The following is a 15,345-nucleotide window of genomic DNA, read 5'->3' as shown; positions in this document are numbered from 1 at the left end:
TGCAACGACGTGGGAGCGGGGCGGAATCTCCCATGCCCCGGAAGGAAAAGGCGAAGCTCAAGGCGTTGCAGCAGACCATCGAGCTGGCCCGCACGGCGATCAAGGCCAAGCGTTGGCATCAGGCGCGCTACATGCTGAGCCGGGCCCGCGCCATCGTGAACGCGCTCCCTACCGAACAGACCGCCCAGCACCGCGAGCAACTCTCCGAGCTCCGCAAGAAGTTCGAGGCGCGGAACACGACGGCCACGAAGAACGCCAGAAGCGCCAAAGGCACCAGAAAGCCGAAATCAACGCCGGCCGCCGCCCCCGCAACCGGCAAGAAGCCCACCGCGAAGAAGTCCACGGCGAAATCCCCCACGCAGCAGCCGAAGCCCACCCCCGCCCGCGACCTCGGCGACCGCTACATCAACCGTGCCGCCCTCGGCTACACGCCGATCGACGAGGCATGAGACGGCACGGGCACCCCCGGAAACCGCGTACCGCCCGCCACTCCGGCATCCCGGCGACGGACGGCACACCAACCACTGCTCAACGCCCTGCCGCGAACCGCACGAACGGCGTCCAGCCTTCACGTCCGACCGCGAACGCCGGGCGACCCACGTCCTTGGAGTCCCGTACGTGAACGGCCTGTTCGGCAATCGCGATCTCCACGCAGCTGTCGCCCTCACTGCCGCTGTAGCTGGACTTGAACCAGGCGAGTTCCGTCGTACCGCTGCTCATAGCTCTCCTCGCAGTCGCTCCAGCAGGTCCCGGGATTCCTTCGGGTTGAGGGCCTGCGAGCGCAGTGTGTCATAGCGCTGGCAGAGGACACTCACCTCTTTCGGGTCGGAGATCAGCCGCCCGTTCTTCTGTCCCTCGGAGTAGCCGAGCCGCTGCCCCTCCGGGGTCTCCAGAATCTGTACGGGCCCATCCAGGCACGCGTGCAACCCGGCATCCAGCGGCACCACTTGAAGCGTCACGTTGCGCGGAGTGCTCCGCTCCAGCACGTGATCGAGGAGCTCCCGCATCGCCTCCGCGTCCCCGAATCGCCGCCGGAACACATGCTCCTCGACGATGAAGCTGAACGGCACGGTAGGCCGCTCCCGCATCACCGCCTGCCGTTCCATCCGAGCCGCAAGCTGCGCCTCCAGCTCCTCATCCGTCCGTAGCGGGATCGTGCCCTCGAACACCGCCCGCGCATACGCCTCCGACTGCAACAGCCCCGGCACCAGCCGACACTCGTACGTACACAAACTCACCGCCTCCCGCTCCAGCCGAGCCCACCGCCGAAACCAGGCCGCCAGTCCCGCCTCGCCTCGCGTGAGATGCCGGGCGGCCTTCCGTAGCGCACCGGTGTTGCCGGTCACCTCCTCCGCGCGGTCCACGAACGCCGCATCCGGCATGCGACGTCCCAACTCCACGGATTCCACGGTGTGTTTGGAGTACTGGACTCGCGCGGCGAGGTCGGCCCGGCTGAGCCCGGCATGTTCGCGCAGTGCCTGGACGACCGCGCCGAACGTGCGCAGACTGTCGGACGGATGGGGCTCCCGCTCCCACTCCCCCGCCGGAACCGCCCGCGTCTCGACGCCCCCGGCCGCGTCCGCGTCACCTTCGACGATGCCCATCCGCCGCCCCTCTCTCCGTACCGCGGCGGCTCCGCACGCCACCCGCACTCGCCACTCAGCGTGACGGCAGGCACCTCGTACTGTCCACTCCCCGTGCCCGTACGCTGACTCCGCGTACGGGGTGCCGTACTCCCACCCACCCGTGCGCGACCGCCACGCTGGCGTCATGAACCAACCTGCTCCCCAACTGGCAGCCCCCACCCTCGCCTTCACGCAACTGCTGTCGTCTACGCGACGAGGCGCCCGGCTCGCCCGGCTGCTTGCCGTGACCCAACTGCAGTCCTGGGGCGCCGGGCAGGACCTCACGGAGCGTGCCGAGATCGTCGTGGCGGAGCTCGCCGCGAACGCCGCCCTCCACGGCCGCCTGCCAGGCCGCTGCTTCCGGCTCACGCTCGCTTTCAACCCGTTGGCCGGCCACCTCGGAGTCGAAGTCACCGACTCCCGCGGGGACCTGCTCCCGCACATCCCGCCGATGGACACCGACCCGCTCCACCCCTGCGGGCGCGGCCTCTTCCTCGTCGCCACCCTCGCCGACCACTGGGACTGCGTCCCCTACCCGCCCAGCGGCAAGACCGTCCGGGCCGCGCTCTCGACACCGTGAGGACGGCTACGAACGCCACAGCCGGCATCCACCACCCACCCCTCGGCCTGAAACGATATCTATAATGAGTGAAGAATGGTATCGTTTCACGAGTTGAGACTGCCTCCGAAGGGATCATCCACATGGCCAGAACCGTCATCGACCTCGATGAGGACATGGTCGCCGAGGCCATGCGCATCTATGGGACCAAAACGAAGGCCAAAGCCGTCCGCCTCGCCATGGAGGACGCCGTCAAGAGGCATCTGCGGCAGGAGGGCTTCGACGCCATGGAGGCCGGGGAGCTCGACTTCAGTGAGATCGTCGAGAACACCGGGCCTCGCAACGCAGACGGCTCCCTCAAGCGCGACGGTGACCGCAACGGAGGCCGGGTCGCCTGATGCAGGACCGCTATCTGATCGACAAGTCCGCCCTCGCCCGCTGGACGAAGCCGAGCGTCAAGGCGGTGCTCAAGCCTCTGCACGAGCGCTACCTCCTCGCCGTGTGCCGGCCCACCGAGTTCGAGATGATCCACTCCGCACGGGACAGCGCGGAGGCGACACGGATCAGCACCTGGCTCCGCGCCTTCGACTACCTCGGCACCGACGACGACACCTTCACCCGCGCTCTCGAGAACCAGCGCCATGCCCTCAACGCAGGCTTCCACCGCGCTCTGTCCCTCCCCGACCTGCTGATCGCCGCCACAGCGGAACTGAACCGGCGAACGGTCCTCCACTACGACGGGGACTTCGACATGATCGCCTCCCTCACCGGCCAACCCACTGAATGGGTCGTCCCACCCGGCAGTGCCGACCGGTGAGGCGAAGGGAGTCACGACCACGTTCGAAGTTTCGGGCAACCCCGCACCACTCATCAAGTGAGTGCGAGCGCGTCACGCCTACGCGGGCAGCGCAGGGAACACGACCACGGAGCCGTCCTTGTCGCGGGCGATCTCAATCGCCACGTCTGTAGTGCGGCTGTTGGCCGTGACGCCGTCGCCCAGCTTGTGAATCCGGTGTGCCGCACTCATCAGGCGATCGACTTCGCCCGTCGTGAAAACGGGTCGCAAACCGTTCGGGCGTGCCAGTTCCAGTGCCGACAGGCGTACCAGGACACCGGCGATGCTCGACTCCCTTTCGTCGAGGCGCTGTTGATCGCGCTTGAGTGCGCGGGTGAAGTTCTCGAACGGATTGCCGGGGTCGCTCTGGGCATGCTCGACGGCCTGGAGGACGACGACCCGCCGCATCAGCGCGACAGCCAGGGAAGCGAGTTCGAGGTGGGTGCGGAACGTGCCGCCATGGTCGTCGACGCCGGGGAACGACTTGGTCAGCGTGCCGAGTTCGACGGCCTCGCCCTCGGGCAGTCTGTCGAGCGCACTCTGCCATCGGGCCAGGCGGAGGTCTGCTTTGCTCAACGCCGTGTCGATGGTGTGCACCGCCGAGTCGAGTCCCAGCGAGGCACCGAGCTTGCCCTGGTCGAGCAGGATGGCCGTGGCCTTGTCGATGGCGGCACGGCAGCCGTTGAGTGCGCTGTGCTCGTCGTCGAGCTTGTCCTGCTGAAGTTGCTCCAGCAGTTCCGTGATGTGTTCGATGGCCTGCTGGCGCTTGTGGTCGGCATGGGCGCTCACCCCCACCGCCACGGCCATGAGCACGAGCGGAGCGGCGACGGTCAGCGCCGTGCCCCCGGCGACCGCGGCGCCGGCGGTCGCACCGGCCCCACCGACTGCGCCCGCCGCTGCCGCTCCTCCGACCGGCACGAACGTCGCATTGGCGGCGATGCCCGTTGAGTTCATGAGTGCACCGTGGATGCCACCGGCCGCCGCCTTCGACGCCATCGGTCGAACGATGCCCTGCCCGAACTGGGCGGCGACCTTCGCCGGGACCACCATGCGATACAGATTCTCCCCGGAAGCGGTCGCCCTGGCCGCCGTAAGGGAACTTCGCGCCGATTGCGTGATGAACTCCGACAGGTGCTGCGCCAAGGGACTCACGGCGTCGAGCGGGATGCCACGGCCGCGGTCGATCGTGTCGGGCAGCGGATGCACCTCAAGTGTGACGATCGGCTCGTCGGCCAGGACGGCCAGCACTCCGCGCAGTTCAGCCAGGCGCTCAGCCGTCATCGACTCGCCCGCGGTCAACCCTGGCACCCGGACGTCAGCGGTCGCCAGTGTCCACACGGGCACGGTCGTCTTGTGGTCGTCAGTCATCGTCTCCCCTTGTCTTCCCACATGCTCGTGGCCTCAGTCGCGCCATCACCGCATGTGCGCCCATCCCGGCAGCCCCTCCAGATGCCGCGGCATCCGACTTCCCTGCCAGCCCAGCACCAGCCGCTCCCGGGCGCGAGTGATCATGACGTAGTACGCCATCCGCAGGGTCGCCGCCGTGGGGTCGGTGGCGGAGTCGGAGTCGGCGTCGGCGATGACGACGGTGTCGAAGTCGAGGCCCTTGGCGCTGGCCCGGTGGACGAGGACGACGCCGGGGCGGGTGAGCTCCAGGTCGCGGTAGCGGCCGGCGGAGGCCGCCGAGCTGTACAGCTGGGGCTCGTGAGCGAGGCCGGCCCGTTCCAGGCGCCGCATCAGGTCGGCCGCCGTACGCAGGGAGTTGACGATGACGCCGATGCGGTGCCGCGGCTGTCCGGCGGCCATCGTGGCGATGTCGGCGGCGAGATCCTTGTCGCCCGAGTAGTGGCGGACGATGGGCACCGGGCCGCTGCGGAAGGGCAGGCTGGGGCGGGTACCGCCGATGCGGAACTGCTCGGCCAGGGCTGCGATCTCGCGGGTGTTGCGGTGGTTGCCGCCGACCTCGGCACGTCCCGTGGAGCGGCCGAGGGCGTCGGTGATCTCGGTGAGGGTGGAGTTCGTCTCGGTGAGGCGCTGGCACTCGTCGGCGAACACCGTGACGGAGGCGGCGGCGATACGGGCCAACCGGTAGAAGCCCGGCGGCAGGTCCTGACCCTCGTCGACGACGAGGTGGGGCGTGGCCGCCTCGTCCCTGCCGAGTGTCTCGGCGGCGCGGCCGGTGAGGGCCGTCCAGTCGAACCAGCCGTCCTCGGTGCGCGGTGCGTCGTGGCCGAAGCGGCGCTGGATCCAGCCGTGGACGGTGGCGGCTTCGGCGGGGGCACCGGGGACCGTGAGGCCCTGGAGGGTGTCCCGCAGGAGCTGGCGCAGAAGGTTGGAGCGGGACAGCAGCAGGGTGGGTCTGCCGGTGAGGGCGAGGTGGACGGCCCGGTGCGCGGCGAGCAGGCTCTTGCCGCTGCCGGGCGGTCCGCTGACGACGTGGTGGCCGGTCAGCGGCAGGGCGTCCAGGCAGTCGCGTTGGACGTGGATGAGGTCGGGGTGGAGGACGGCGGCGTTCGCGGTGGTCATGGGCGTCATCCCAGTGCCATGGCGGCCGCGTACTCGCGGCTCGCGGTGAGGACGTCGGTGAAGTAGCCGGGGACGCGGGCGGAGCCGACAACCAGGGCGCGGTCGAGGAGGGTGTTGCCGGTCTGGCAACTCGTCTCGGGCAGCAGGGTGCAGGCATGGCAGGCGGCCCGGTTGAGGTTGCCGAAGCCCTGGCCGGTGTGCTCGGCGCAGAGCGGATCGGCGGAGCACCAGGCGGCGGCTTCCAGCATGCGGATGAGCGTCTCGGCGAAGTGCGGTGCCTCGCCCTGCCGGACCAGGCCGCCGAGGGTGCCCTCCGCGTCACCGGCGGCTGTGTAGATCAGCAGTCCGCGCTGGCCGTACTCGGGGCGGCCGTACACGCGCTCGCGCAGGCTGGCGGTGGTATAGCCGGAGTCGAAGGAGAGCTGGCGGATGAGGAGGTGGGCGAGTGTGTGCAGGAGCAGGAAGCGGGGGGAGAGTTCGCTGCCCACGGTCTCGGCGAGTTGCTCGTCGCGGAACGACGCGTCCAGGTCCGTACGGACGCCGTGGACGTGTGCCCGGACACGGGGGTCGTTTTCCCAGTCGGTCAGGCGCTGCTCGTCGAGGGTGAGGACGATGCCCTCGCCGTAGACCTCGGTCGCGGGCAGCCAGCGCAGGCGGCCGCTGGTGTCGGCGCGTACGAGGGTGCCGTGCGGGGAGTGGCGGCGGAATCCGGTCAGGGCCCGTACCTCGCGCAGGCGGTCGGCGAGGACGATGCCGTCGATGTGCGCGTCGAGGGTGGCCCAGGGCTCCTCCGTCTCGCCGTCGAGGTCGAGTCCACCGCGACGGATCTCGAACTCCTTGGTGGGTTCGGGGAGTTCGACGGCGTCGAAGGCGTACCACTCGTCGCGGCTCAGGTCGAGCTTCGCGGGCTCCGGCCGGTCGGCGGGCAGGGGCGCGGGGGCGCCGGTGGCCTCTGCGAGGAGCTGGTCGATGAGGCTGTCGGGGGCGTCGGTGTCTTCCTTGATCATGCCGCGGAAGAGGTCGGCTCGGGACGTGCCGAGTGTGTCGATCAGGTTTGTCCAGTAGCCGTGGCCGCGGACTGCTTCCGCCAAGTCCTGTTCCGCCCGCGACGGTTCGGCGGTTTGGGGGATGTCGAGGGCCGAGAAGACGACCGGGTAGTACACGTTGCCGGCGGTGCGCTGCACGTTGTGGACCTGCTGGCTGCAGGAGGAGTTCTCGTTCCGGCGCTGCCAGGGGTTGCGGCCCGAGCAGCGGCCGCCCTGGGGGCCGAGGATGTCGAGCAGATCCCGCTCGGCACCGCACGGCTTGCCGCCGTCCCGGGTCGCTCCACAGCGAACCGAGAGCGCTTCGAGTCCGGAGGCGCGGTCGGCAACCCGGAAGCTGAGCCGGCGTGCCTTCCAGGCGTGCTTCGCCTCGGAGCAGGCGGCCCGCAGTTCGGGAGCGAGGCTGGAGTGGGCCCAGTACCACCAGTCGACGTCGTCGAGGTGCCCGTCCGCGCAGATACGGACGAACCGCATGGGGGTGAGGCGGGGTGCGGCGGAGCAGGACGTGCAGACGGGCGGCTCGCCGGGCTTCTCGTGCTCGCGCAGGAAGCGGACCATGGCCCGACAGGACCCGCAGAACAGCCAGCCGGGGAAGCGCACATAGGGGACGCCGGGGCGGTCGGGCTGGTCGTAGCGGTCGTTGAGGGTGTGGGGTGCGGCGTAGAAGCCGGTGGCGCCCAGGCGGGTGGCCAGCCGCTCGGAGGGGACGGGGGTCTTGGCCTGCGGCCAGGTCTCGATGCCGGCGGCGACGAAGGACTCGCCCTGCACGTCGAGGACGGCGCCGACGCCGAACGGCAGCACGGTCTGCGCCTGGCGGACCCGGAGTTTGCGCGTCACTTTCCTGCTCCCGTCACGGTGATCTGGCACTCTCGGTCGACGCTGCGCATGGAGTTCAGGGTCTCCCACAGGCCGTAGCGCTGCTCGAAGGACTTGAGCAGGTTGTGCTGCCCCTTGCCCTGGCTGCGGTAGTACAGCTTCTTGCCCTCGGCTTCGGCCGACTCGGCCTGGCGGTACCAGGCGTCCAGGAGGTGGCCGAGTTCCTCGCGGACGTCGGCGCGTACGGAGGCGGCGTCCGCTCCCGTGGCGTCGCGCTCGGCGATCGCGGCCCGCTCGGCGAGGGCGTCGGCGATCCGCGTGGCCTCGTCCTTGTGGCGGGTGAGCAGTCCGGCCTGGTTCTCGGCGGCCAGGCCGAGCCGGTGGCGGACGAGGATGACGAGCGCGGCGTGCAGGGCGCGGCGGCGGGCGGGCACCGACCACGGGGTGACGCTGGCGGGTTCGACGTACCGGTAGAGGGCCCGGTGGTAGTCGATGAAGGTCTCGTAGTGCGAACGGTCGCGTGGGCGGGTGGCGTTGAAGTAGGTGACGACGAGTCCGGGCACGTGGTGACGGCCGACGCGGCTGGTGGCCTGGATGTACTCGGCGGTGGTCTTGGGCTGGCCCTGCATGAGGAGGTAGGCGAGCCGCTTCACGTCGACGCCGACGGAGAGCATGTTGGTGCACGGCAGGAACGACACCGACCGGGGATCCGTCCGGGGCTTCTCGAGGCGGTCGAGGAGGATCGGCTGTTCGGCGCGCGGCACGCTGCTGTCGAGTTGCTGTACCTGCTCGCCGCCCAGCGCGCGCGTGCCCGCGCCCTCGTCGAGGGAACGGAGCTGGGCGGGGATGTCGTCGCCGGCCGCGGTGACGGTGCGGCCGAGTTCCCGCAGGCTGTGGTGGTAGGCGACGAGCGTCCAGTAGTCGTCGCGGTGTTCCTCGGGGAGCTGGTGGACGCCCTGGAGCATGGCCGCCGTGGTGGCGACGGCGCCGCGGCCCGCGGTGTGGCCGAGCGCCATGACACCCAGGTAGAGACGGCCGGGGCGGCCGGTGTCGGGGACGGCGAAGAAGCTGTCGCGGGCGTCGAGTCCGGACGGCGGGAAGAGCTGGACGTCCTGGTGGTGCAGGGCTCGGACCTGCTCGGTGGAGCGCCGGATGGTGGCCGTGGCGGCGACGATCTTGGGCGGGCGGCCGTCCTGGTCGGTGCACAGCTCGAGAATGGCCGCTTCGTAGAGACCGACCGTGGTGCCGAGCGGTCCGGTGAGCAGATGCAGCTCGTCCTGGATGATCAGCGACGGGGGCGGGTTGCCGGTGCCGGCGCCGAAGAGACGGCCGGAGCCGGGCTCCCAGGCGAGCCGCGCGAACTTGTCGACGGTGCCGAGGACGAAGGTGGGCGGGTTCCGGTAGAGGTGCTGGTCGACGACGGCGACCGGCAGGACGTCGTGGAAGGCGCACTCGTCACGGGTGCAGTTGAAGGCGAAGTCGTCCTTCTCCGCGTGGACTCCGTAGTCGGAGCGGACGCTGGACCAGGTCGCCGGCAGGATGCGGGTGCCGCACCACGGGCAGCGGTCGAGGATGAAGACATCCTCGGGGTGCGAGGCCTGACGCTGCTCGTCGAAGGTGCGCTCGGCCTTCTCGAAGTCGTTGGGGGTCGTGCTGTCGCCGACCCACAGGCCGATGGTGATCGGCTCGCCGCCCAGACCGAGTTCCGGTTCGGTGCGGCGCAGGTGCTCCAGGGCGCAGATCGTGGTGGCGGCGCGCTGGAACTGCTGGGTGGTGAGCAGGCTCAGGGTGTAGCGGCTGAGCACGGCGGTGCCGTCGCCTTCGCCACGGATCCGGCGCAGGGCGATGGTGAAGGCGGCCAGCAGCAGATAGGCCTCGGTCTTGCCACCACCGGTGGGGAACCAGATCAGATCAGTGGTCTCCCGGTCGCGGTGTCCGGGGTCGGCGACCCCGTCGAGAGCGAGGAGGAAGAAGGCCAGCTGGAAGGGGCGCCAGGTGGCCTGGGTGTCGACGGGCGGGTCGATGGCCACCGAGTCCGAGCGGTGCCATCGCCGACCGGCCTGGTCGGGGGCGGAGTGCCGCATCTGGAGCAGCATGGCGCGCTGAGCGATGCGGAAAGCGGCGAGGAGTTCGGGGCGGTCCGGGTCGCACAGGGTGCGCACGCCCGCCTCGATGCGGGTGACCGCCTGGCGGACGCGGTCGAGGATCCGCTCCGCTGCCTCCCGTCCCCAGTCCGGCACCTCGACGGATCGCTGGCCCACGTACCAGGCGTGGTACGAGGCGGCGAACTCGGCTAGTTCTTCGCGGAGTTGGTCGCCGCTGACAGTCGGGTCGGCAAGGTGGGAGATGGTGAGCACGGGGGCGTCGAGCGGGCCGCCGGCCCGGATGGCTGGCACCTCGGCGCGGGGCAGGGCCTCGCAGGCGAGGAGGGCGACGCCGCCGTCCTCGCCGTACTCCTCGCGGACGGCGCAGCCGTGGCCGACGGCATGGGTGACGACATGCCGGTACTGGAGGCGCAGTTCGCGTTCCTCGGGGTCACGGCTGGCGAGCCGGACGCTGGGATAGGGCAGCACGGCGCCGTCGGCGGGGCGGGCTGTGAGTCGGCACTGGAACAGCATGTCGTCCCAGCTCGGCGCCTTGCCGTCGGAGCCGTCGTGGCGGGCTTCGTTGACCAGGGCAACGGTGACGAGGGTGCCATCGCCGTAGGAGCGGCGGGTCAATTGGATCTTCGCACGGCCATCGAGGACGGGCACCTCCGTCCGGTCCGGGCCGACGGTGTGCGTCTCGGGCTTGAGGGACATCCGCTGCCAACGCCTACCGCGGCCCGGTTCGTTGCGCCGCGTCTCGTAGCGGGCGGCGGCGCAGCTCACCTCGACGTCCACGGCGTCGGTGTAGAAGCTGACGCCGAGGGACGCGGGCAGCCAGCTGTTGGTCTCGGGCACCGGGTCGGGATCCGGGTCCACGTCGGGGGCGTCCTGCTCGGCGCAGGGCGCCTCGGGGTCGTCGGCCGCAAGGGCGAGCTGCCGCTGGAGGTCGGCCTGTTGGGGGTAGAGCGTGCCCATCAGGTACTGCCGGTCGGGCGGCGCGTCGAGCACCTCGTCGGCACCGCCGACGGGACCGACGAGCTGGCGGGTGAGGTAGTCGACCAGCTCCTGGCGCGGGTCCATGTGCGGGTTCCTTCGGAAGAGGGTGCGGGGGGAGAGGGGACGATGTGGGATGCGTCGGCTTCAGCGGGGCCGCGACAGCAGCCCGTGGCGGAGGAGGTGTCCCTCGAACTTCGCCTTGGCCTTCGACTCGAGCTGCCGGATGCGCTCTCGGGTGACGCCGTAGACGACCCCGATCTCGTCCAGCGTGTCCGGCTCGTCGCCGTCGAGTCCGGTGCGCCGGATCAGGATGTACCGCTCGCGCTCGTTGAGGTGCTCCAGGACCAGCCGCAGCTGCGCCATCAGCTCCTTGCGGATTAGCACGACGGCGGGTCCGGGCAAGCGGCTCGGCCCGATGATCAGGTCACCGAGTGCGGTGTCCTCGCCGATGATCCGGTCCAGGGAGTCGGTGGGCCGGCTGATCCTGCGGACCTCCTCCACTTCGGCGAAGGTGAGGCCACTGACGTAGGCCACGTTGTCGACGGTCCTGGGGCGACCTTCGTTCAGGAGCTTGCGCTCAGCGACGGCGACCTTACTGACCTTCTCGTGGACGTACGCGGGCAGTCGGATCAGGGTGCCTTCGTCGGCGATGGCCCTCGTGATGGTCTGCTTGATCCACCAGGTCGCATAGGTCGAGAACTTGAAGCCCTTGGTGGCGTCGAACTTGCGGACCGCGCGCATCACTCCGATGGTTCCGTGCTGGACGAGATCTTCGACGTCCAGTCCGCGTCCCTGGTAGCCGAGCGCGAGCTTCCACACGAGCCGCTGATTGTGCAGGACGAGGCATTCGTAAGCGCGCCACCGCTCGCTGTCGCGGGGCAGTGCGGCGATCTCCTCCACCGGAACATCACGGCCGAGGCGGTCGGTACGGCCGAGGCGGTCCTCACCGCCGCGGAGGAGAACGGCGAGGCCGACCTCCTCCTCCGCCTTCAGCAGCACCTTGGTTGTGCCCCGCCGCCACCGGTCCGCCTCCAGCACGGCCCGGGCCGCGCGCACGGCGTCGGCCAGTCGCGGCTCCGTGGCGGAAACGGCGGAGCGGGCGGGCTTCTTGGCGATCGGCGCCTTGGCGGGCGCCGCGGGCCCGGCCTGACCGCCCGTCACCGCCTGGACCGGCACGCGGGGCGGACGAGGGCGGGTGATCGGGAAGTCGGCGGTCAGTTCACGCGCTTCGGCGGGGCCGAGCCCGTGAAGTCGTACGACGCCGTCGTGGGCGAGCTTGCTGACGGTGCCACCGGCGTCGGCGTAGCGGGCCAGCATCTGCCGGGCCTGGGCCAGGCGCCTGGCAGCTTTTGAAGGGACGGCGGGCGGTGCGACGGGGGGCACTTCCACCGACGCTTTTACCGACGGGACTGCGGCCCTGCGCGAGGGCTTCACATGGATGCCGAGCGAGGCTAGCCCGTTGCGGAGCCGTCGCCGCTGTTCGTCGGTCCCGAGCCCGAGCCGGTCCGCCTCCTCCGCGAAGACCCGCTGACTGACCATGCCCGCACGGGAGGCGCGGTGTTGCAGTCTTTCGATGACGGACGGCAACTCCGCCTCGATCGTGCGCCGTTCGACCTCGGCCATCGGCTTCCCCCTCATGGCACCCCCCAGCACCAACAAGCCCACCTGAGACATCCACACTTTACGATCGATACGTTTACATCGTCAACACATTCTGTGCATACGTTTACTTGTACTCCTGGTACTTTGACAGTGTCAACAGGTAAGGTGAATCCATGCCTCAGCCCGAACGCCTCCCCGGCACGCCCGAGTTCCGCATCAAGCTCCTCCAGGACGGCGGTGAGGCTCGCGGGCATCTGCTCGCCGAGTTCGGCGGCAACGGCACGCACAAGTTCCTCCTGGAGCAGGGTTCGACGGTGGCCGGCGAAGCATGGCCCGGGCTCGGCGACCACGCCCGCCGGACCCGCGCGGAGCTGCGCGCGAATGGCGGGCTCGTCGACGCACCCACCGATCCCGACCGGCCGCAGGCACCGCCCCGGTGGGTGGCGGCACGGGACATCGAGTGCAACTCCTCCTCGGCCGCCGCCGCGCTGGTGTACGGCTACGACGCTTCCGGCCCGGAGTCCTGGCGCACCACCGAGGGCCACCCCCTCGCCGACTATCTGTCCACCGGCTGGCGCGCCCCACGCAAGGCGTGGCTGGTGCGCGGCTCCAATGTCTCGGGGCACAACCTGGTGCGGCAGCTGTGGCTGCAGGAGGAGTTCGTCTCGCTCGCGGGCGCGCATCTGCCGCCCCTGGAGGAGACCGATCCGACCAAGAGCACGCTGCGCCGCTTCGTCGAGGACGGGTACGAAGGGGCGGCCTCGTACAACCAGAAGCGGGGCCTCGTCGACGAGTTGCACGCCTTTCTGACGCAGATGCGCGTCGGTGACACGGTGGCTGCAATCAGCGACGGCCTGCTGCACGTCGGGCGCGTCACCGGGGAAGCCGTGCAGAGCGCGTCGCCGGGCGGGTTGTCCAATCTGCGGCGGACGGTCGCCTGGCAGGCGGACAGCCACGCGTACGAGGAGCTTCCGGAGGAAGTGCAGCAGAAGCTGTCCGTGCAGCATGACGTCGTCGATCTGACCGGTGTCCTGGACGCGCTGGACGGGCTCGCAGGACAGGCCGAGCACACGGCTCCGGCGACAGGCGGCGAGCGCCCCGCCGCCGAACGGCCCGTGCAACGGGAGCTGTCACTGCCGGACATCACCGGCGCACTCGCCACCGACCTCCTCGTCCACGACCGGGCATGGCTGGACGAGATGCGTGAACTCCTCCTTGACGAAAGGCAGTTGGTGCTCTTCGGCCCGCCGGGCACCGGCAAGACGTATCTGGCGATGAAGCTGGCCGAGTACTTCGGCGGCGGCCCGGAGCAGGTCAAGATCGTGCAGTTCCACCCCTCGTACGCCTACGAGGACTTCTTCGAGGGGTTCCGGCCCGTGGAGGACCCCGAGACGCGGGAAGTGGCCTTCCGGCTGACGGCGGGCCCGCTCCGGGAGCTCGCCGATCTCGCCTCCCGCGAGGGCAACCGGCACATCCCGCACTTCCTGATCATCGACGAGATCAACCGGGCCAATCTGGCGAAGGTCTTCGGCGAGCTCTACTTCCTCCTGGAGTACCGGACGAGGTCCGTCCGACTCACCTACTCCGGGGACGACTTCGCACTGCCGCCCAACCTCTTCGTGATCGGCACGATGAACACCGCCGACCGTTCGATCGCGTTGGTGGACGCGGCGATGCGGCGCCGCTTCGCGTTCGTGGAGCTGTCCCCGCGCACCGAGCCGACCGCCGGGCTGCTCGCGCGCTGGCTGAAGCGCGAGGGCCGGGACCTGGAACCCGCCCGCCTGCTCGACGCCCTCAACGCCCGTATCGACGACACCGACTTCGCCATCGGGCCCTCGTACCTGATGAAGCCGGGTGTGTACCGCGACGGCGGCCTCGAACGGACCTGGCGCACGAAGATCCTGCCGCTTCTCGAGGAGCACCACTACGGCGAGGGCCTCGACGTCGCCGCCCGTTACGGCCTCGACTCGCTGCGCGAGCAGCGCCCATGACCGTGCTGGAGGTGACTCTGCGCGAGTACGGACCCGCCGTCTCCGTCCCGTTGGGCGCCACGGCCGGGCGGGCCCTCGCCGCCTCCGGCATCCTGGAGAGCGCGACCCCGGATCCCGGCCAGGACGGGCACTGGCTGCTGCGAGCGGGCAGCCGGGTCGGCGCCGTGCGCACGCCCGGCGGTCCGGTCGTACGGATCATGCCCAAGACCCCAGTGAGCCGGCTGTTCTTCCTGCTCGGGTTCAGCCTCGACCCGGCACGCGCCTGGCGCGACAGCCGGGAAGGTACCGTCGACACCGGCGCCCACGACGACGTCGTCCCCGCCCTCGCGCACGCCGTGGAGCGGCGGATCGACGCGGCACTGCGACAGGGGGTCCTCCAGGGCTACCGCGCGGTGGAGGAGTCCGCGCTGGTCGTGCGTGGGCGGCTGCGCGAGGCCGAGCAGATCCGGCGGCACTTCGGCCGTACACCACCCGTGGAGATCACCTACGACGCGTACACCGCCGACACCGCCGAGAACCGCATCCTGCGGGCCGCCACCGAGCGGTTGCTGCGTCTGCCGGGCGTTCCGGGTCCGGTCCGGCGGCGCCTCGCCCATCAGCGGGTACGTCTCGCCGACGCGCTGCCGCTGATACGGGGGCAGGAACTGCCGCGTTGGCAGCCGTCCCGCCTCAACTCCCGCTACCAGCCGGCGCTGCGGCTCGCCGAGGCCGTCCTGCGCGGCACCTCGCCGGAGCACCGGCCGGCCGGGGCCGACCCGCTGGCCGTGGACGGCTTCCTGCTCGACATGAACAAACTGTTCGAGGACTTCGTCACGGTCGCCCTGCGCGAGGCCCTCCGGGAGCACGGCCTGACCGCACGACTCCAGGACCCCCATCGCCTCGACCTCGCGGGTCTCGTGGGGATGCGCCCCGACCTGGTTGTCCGCACTGGTGACGGCCGCACACCGCTGGCCGTCGTCGACGCCAAGTACAAGGTCGAGAAGGCCGACGGACTGCACAATGCCGACCTGTACCAGGCGCTCGCGTACGCCACCGTGCTCGGCCTGCGCGAGGCGCATCTCGTGTACGCGGCCGGGCGGCGGCCCGAGCGCTTCCACGAGGTGCGCGGCACGACCGGCGGGCCGGACGGCCGGGGCGTACGGCTGTACCAGCACAGCCTCGACCTCTCCCGCGAGCCGGGCCAACTCCTGTCAGCTCTGGGGAACATCGCCGGACGTCTGGCCGGGACCGCCCCACTTCCACGATCATGAGACACCGTCAGGCAG

At 70.3% G+C, this 15,345-nt stretch carries 13 protein-coding genes; 6 read left to right on the top strand and 7 right to left on the bottom strand.

The annotated features are described in order from the left end of the window. Nucleotides 1-32: 32 nt before the first annotated feature. On the top strand, nt 33-449 hold the full coding sequence (locus OG303_RS36805; RefSeq protein WP_405873949.1) for a hypothetical protein: 417 nt from the start codon (nt 33-35) through the stop codon (nt 447-449). Between the two features lie 79 nt (nt 450-528). On the opposite strand, the gene OG303_RS36800 is transcribed toward OG303_RS36805, so the two are convergent. Further along, nucleotides 529-720 (bottom strand): DUF397 domain-containing protein, encoded by a 192-nt coding sequence (locus OG303_RS36800; RefSeq protein ID WP_405873948.1) that lies wholly within the window; start codon nt 718-720, stop codon nt 529-531. Continuing rightward, a complete protein-coding gene (locus OG303_RS36795) occupies nt 717-1,604 on the bottom strand; it encodes a Scr1 family TA system antitoxin-like transcriptional regulator (protein ID WP_405873946.1) in 888 nt (295 codons plus the stop codon). Before OG303_RS36795 ends, OG303_RS36800 begins: the two co-directional genes overlap by 4 nt. A 166-nt stretch (nt 1,605-1,770) precedes the next feature. On the opposite strand from OG303_RS36795, the gene OG303_RS36790 reads away from it, so the two are divergent. The 3 genes from OG303_RS36790 (at nt 1,771) to OG303_RS36780 (ending at nt 3,001) form a co-directional block, all read left to right on the top strand. Continuing rightward, nucleotides 1,771-2,205 carry an ATP-binding protein gene (locus OG303_RS36790; RefSeq protein WP_405873945.1) on the top strand — a complete coding sequence of 145 codons (435 nt, stop codon included), beginning with the start codon at nt 1,771-1,773 and terminating at the stop codon, nt 2,203-2,205. A gap of 122 nt (nt 2,206-2,327) precedes the next feature. After that, entirely contained in the window at nt 2,328-2,582 is a 255-nt protein-coding gene (locus tag OG303_RS36785) for a type II toxin-antitoxin system VapB family antitoxin (protein WP_405873943.1), read from the top strand. Then, the gene (locus OG303_RS36780; RefSeq protein ID WP_266440277.1) at nt 2,582-3,001 is read left to right on the top strand and encodes a PIN domain nuclease; all 420 of its coding nucleotides are present in this window, start codon (nt 2,582-2,584) and stop codon (nt 2,999-3,001) included. Before OG303_RS36785 ends, OG303_RS36780 begins: the two co-directional genes overlap by 1 nt. A gap of 78 nt (nt 3,002-3,079) precedes the next feature. On the opposite strand, the gene OG303_RS36775 is transcribed toward OG303_RS36780, so the two are convergent. From OG303_RS36775 to OG303_RS36755, 5 genes are read right to left on the bottom strand one after another with little or no spacing between them, the layout of a single operon-like run. Beyond that, nucleotides 3,080-4,387, bottom strand: a complete 1,308-nt coding sequence (locus tag OG303_RS36775; RefSeq protein WP_405873942.1) for a hypothetical protein — start codon at nt 4,385-4,387, stop codon at nt 3,080-3,082. A 45-nt stretch (nt 4,388-4,432) separates the two neighbouring features. Further along, complete coding sequence (locus tag OG303_RS36770) at nt 4,433-5,545, bottom strand: hypothetical protein (protein ID WP_405873940.1); 1,113 nt, start codon at nt 5,543-5,545, stop codon at nt 4,433-4,435. Nucleotides 5,546-5,550: 5 nt separating this feature from the next. Next, on the bottom strand, nt 5,551-7,425 hold the full coding sequence (gene drmB, locus OG303_RS36765; protein WP_405873939.1) for a DrmB family protein: 1,875 nt from the start codon (nt 7,423-7,425) through the stop codon (nt 5,551-5,553). Next, nucleotides 7,422-10,571: a helicase-related protein gene (locus OG303_RS36760; protein ID WP_405873937.1), complete on the bottom strand. Its 3,150-nt coding sequence runs from the start codon at nt 10,569-10,571 to the stop codon at nt 7,422-7,424. Before OG303_RS36760 ends, drmB begins: the two co-directional genes overlap by 4 nt. Nucleotides 10,572-10,631: 60 nt before the next feature. Continuing rightward, a complete protein-coding gene (locus OG303_RS36755; protein ID WP_405873936.1) occupies nt 10,632-12,110 on the bottom strand; it encodes an RNA polymerase sigma factor RpoD/SigA in 1,479 nt (492 codons plus the stop codon). Nucleotides 12,111-12,262: 152 nt separating this feature from the next. Between OG303_RS36755 and OG303_RS36750 the strand changes: the two genes are divergently transcribed. After that, entirely contained in the window at nt 12,263-14,080 is a 1,818-nt protein-coding gene (locus OG303_RS36750) for an AAA family ATPase (RefSeq protein WP_405873934.1), read from the top strand. Continuing rightward, nucleotides 14,077-15,330, top strand: coding sequence for an McrC family protein (locus OG303_RS36745; protein WP_405873933.1), 1,254 nt, complete (start codon nt 14,077-14,079; stop codon nt 15,328-15,330). Before OG303_RS36750 ends, OG303_RS36745 begins: the two co-directional genes overlap by 4 nt. The last annotated feature ends 15 nt before the right edge of the window (nt 15,331-15,345 follow it).

This window comes from Streptomyces sp. NBC_00005 (genome assembly GCF_045160215.1).
In the GTDB taxonomy this organism is placed as follows: domain Bacteria; phylum Actinomycetota; class Actinomycetes; order Streptomycetales; family Streptomycetaceae; genus Streptomyces.
This window is presented reverse-complemented; position numbering and strand designations above follow the sequence as displayed.

Coding starts and splice junctions, on each gene's coding strand:
- OG303_RS36805 (WP_405873949.1), top strand. CDS start 33: ATGCCCCGGAAGGAAAAGGCGAAGCTCAAGGCGTTGCAGCAGACCATC.
- OG303_RS36800 (WP_405873948.1), bottom strand. CDS start 720: ATGAGCAGCGGTACGACGGAACTCGCCTGGTTCAAGTCCAGCTACAGC.
- OG303_RS36795 (WP_405873946.1), bottom strand. CDS start 1,604: ATGGGCATCGTCGAAGGTGACGCGGACGCGGCCGGGGGCGTCGAGACG.
- OG303_RS36790 (WP_405873945.1), top strand. CDS start 1,771: ATGAACCAACCTGCTCCCCAACTGGCAGCCCCCACCCTCGCCTTCACG.
- OG303_RS36785 (WP_405873943.1), top strand. CDS start 2,328: ATGGCCAGAACCGTCATCGACCTCGATGAGGACATGGTCGCCGAGGCC.
- OG303_RS36780 (WP_266440277.1), top strand. CDS start 2,582: ATGCAGGACCGCTATCTGATCGACAAGTCCGCCCTCGCCCGCTGGACG.
- OG303_RS36775 (WP_405873942.1), bottom strand. CDS start 4,387: ATGACTGACGACCACAAGACGACCGTGCCCGTGTGGACACTGGCGACC.
- OG303_RS36770 (WP_405873940.1), bottom strand. CDS start 5,545: ATGACCACCGCGAACGCCGCCGTCCTCCACCCCGACCTCATCCACGTC.
- OG303_RS36760 (WP_405873937.1), bottom strand. CDS start 10,571: ATGGACCCGCGCCAGGAGCTGGTCGACTACCTCACCCGCCAGCTCGTC.
- OG303_RS36755 (WP_405873936.1), bottom strand. CDS start 12,110: ATGGCCGAGGTCGAACGGCGCACGATCGAGGCGGAGTTGCCGTCCGTC.
- OG303_RS36750 (WP_405873934.1), top strand. CDS start 12,263: ATGCCTCAGCCCGAACGCCTCCCCGGCACGCCCGAGTTCCGCATCAAG.
- OG303_RS36745 (WP_405873933.1), top strand. CDS start 14,077: ATGACCGTGCTGGAGGTGACTCTGCGCGAGTACGGACCCGCCGTCTCC.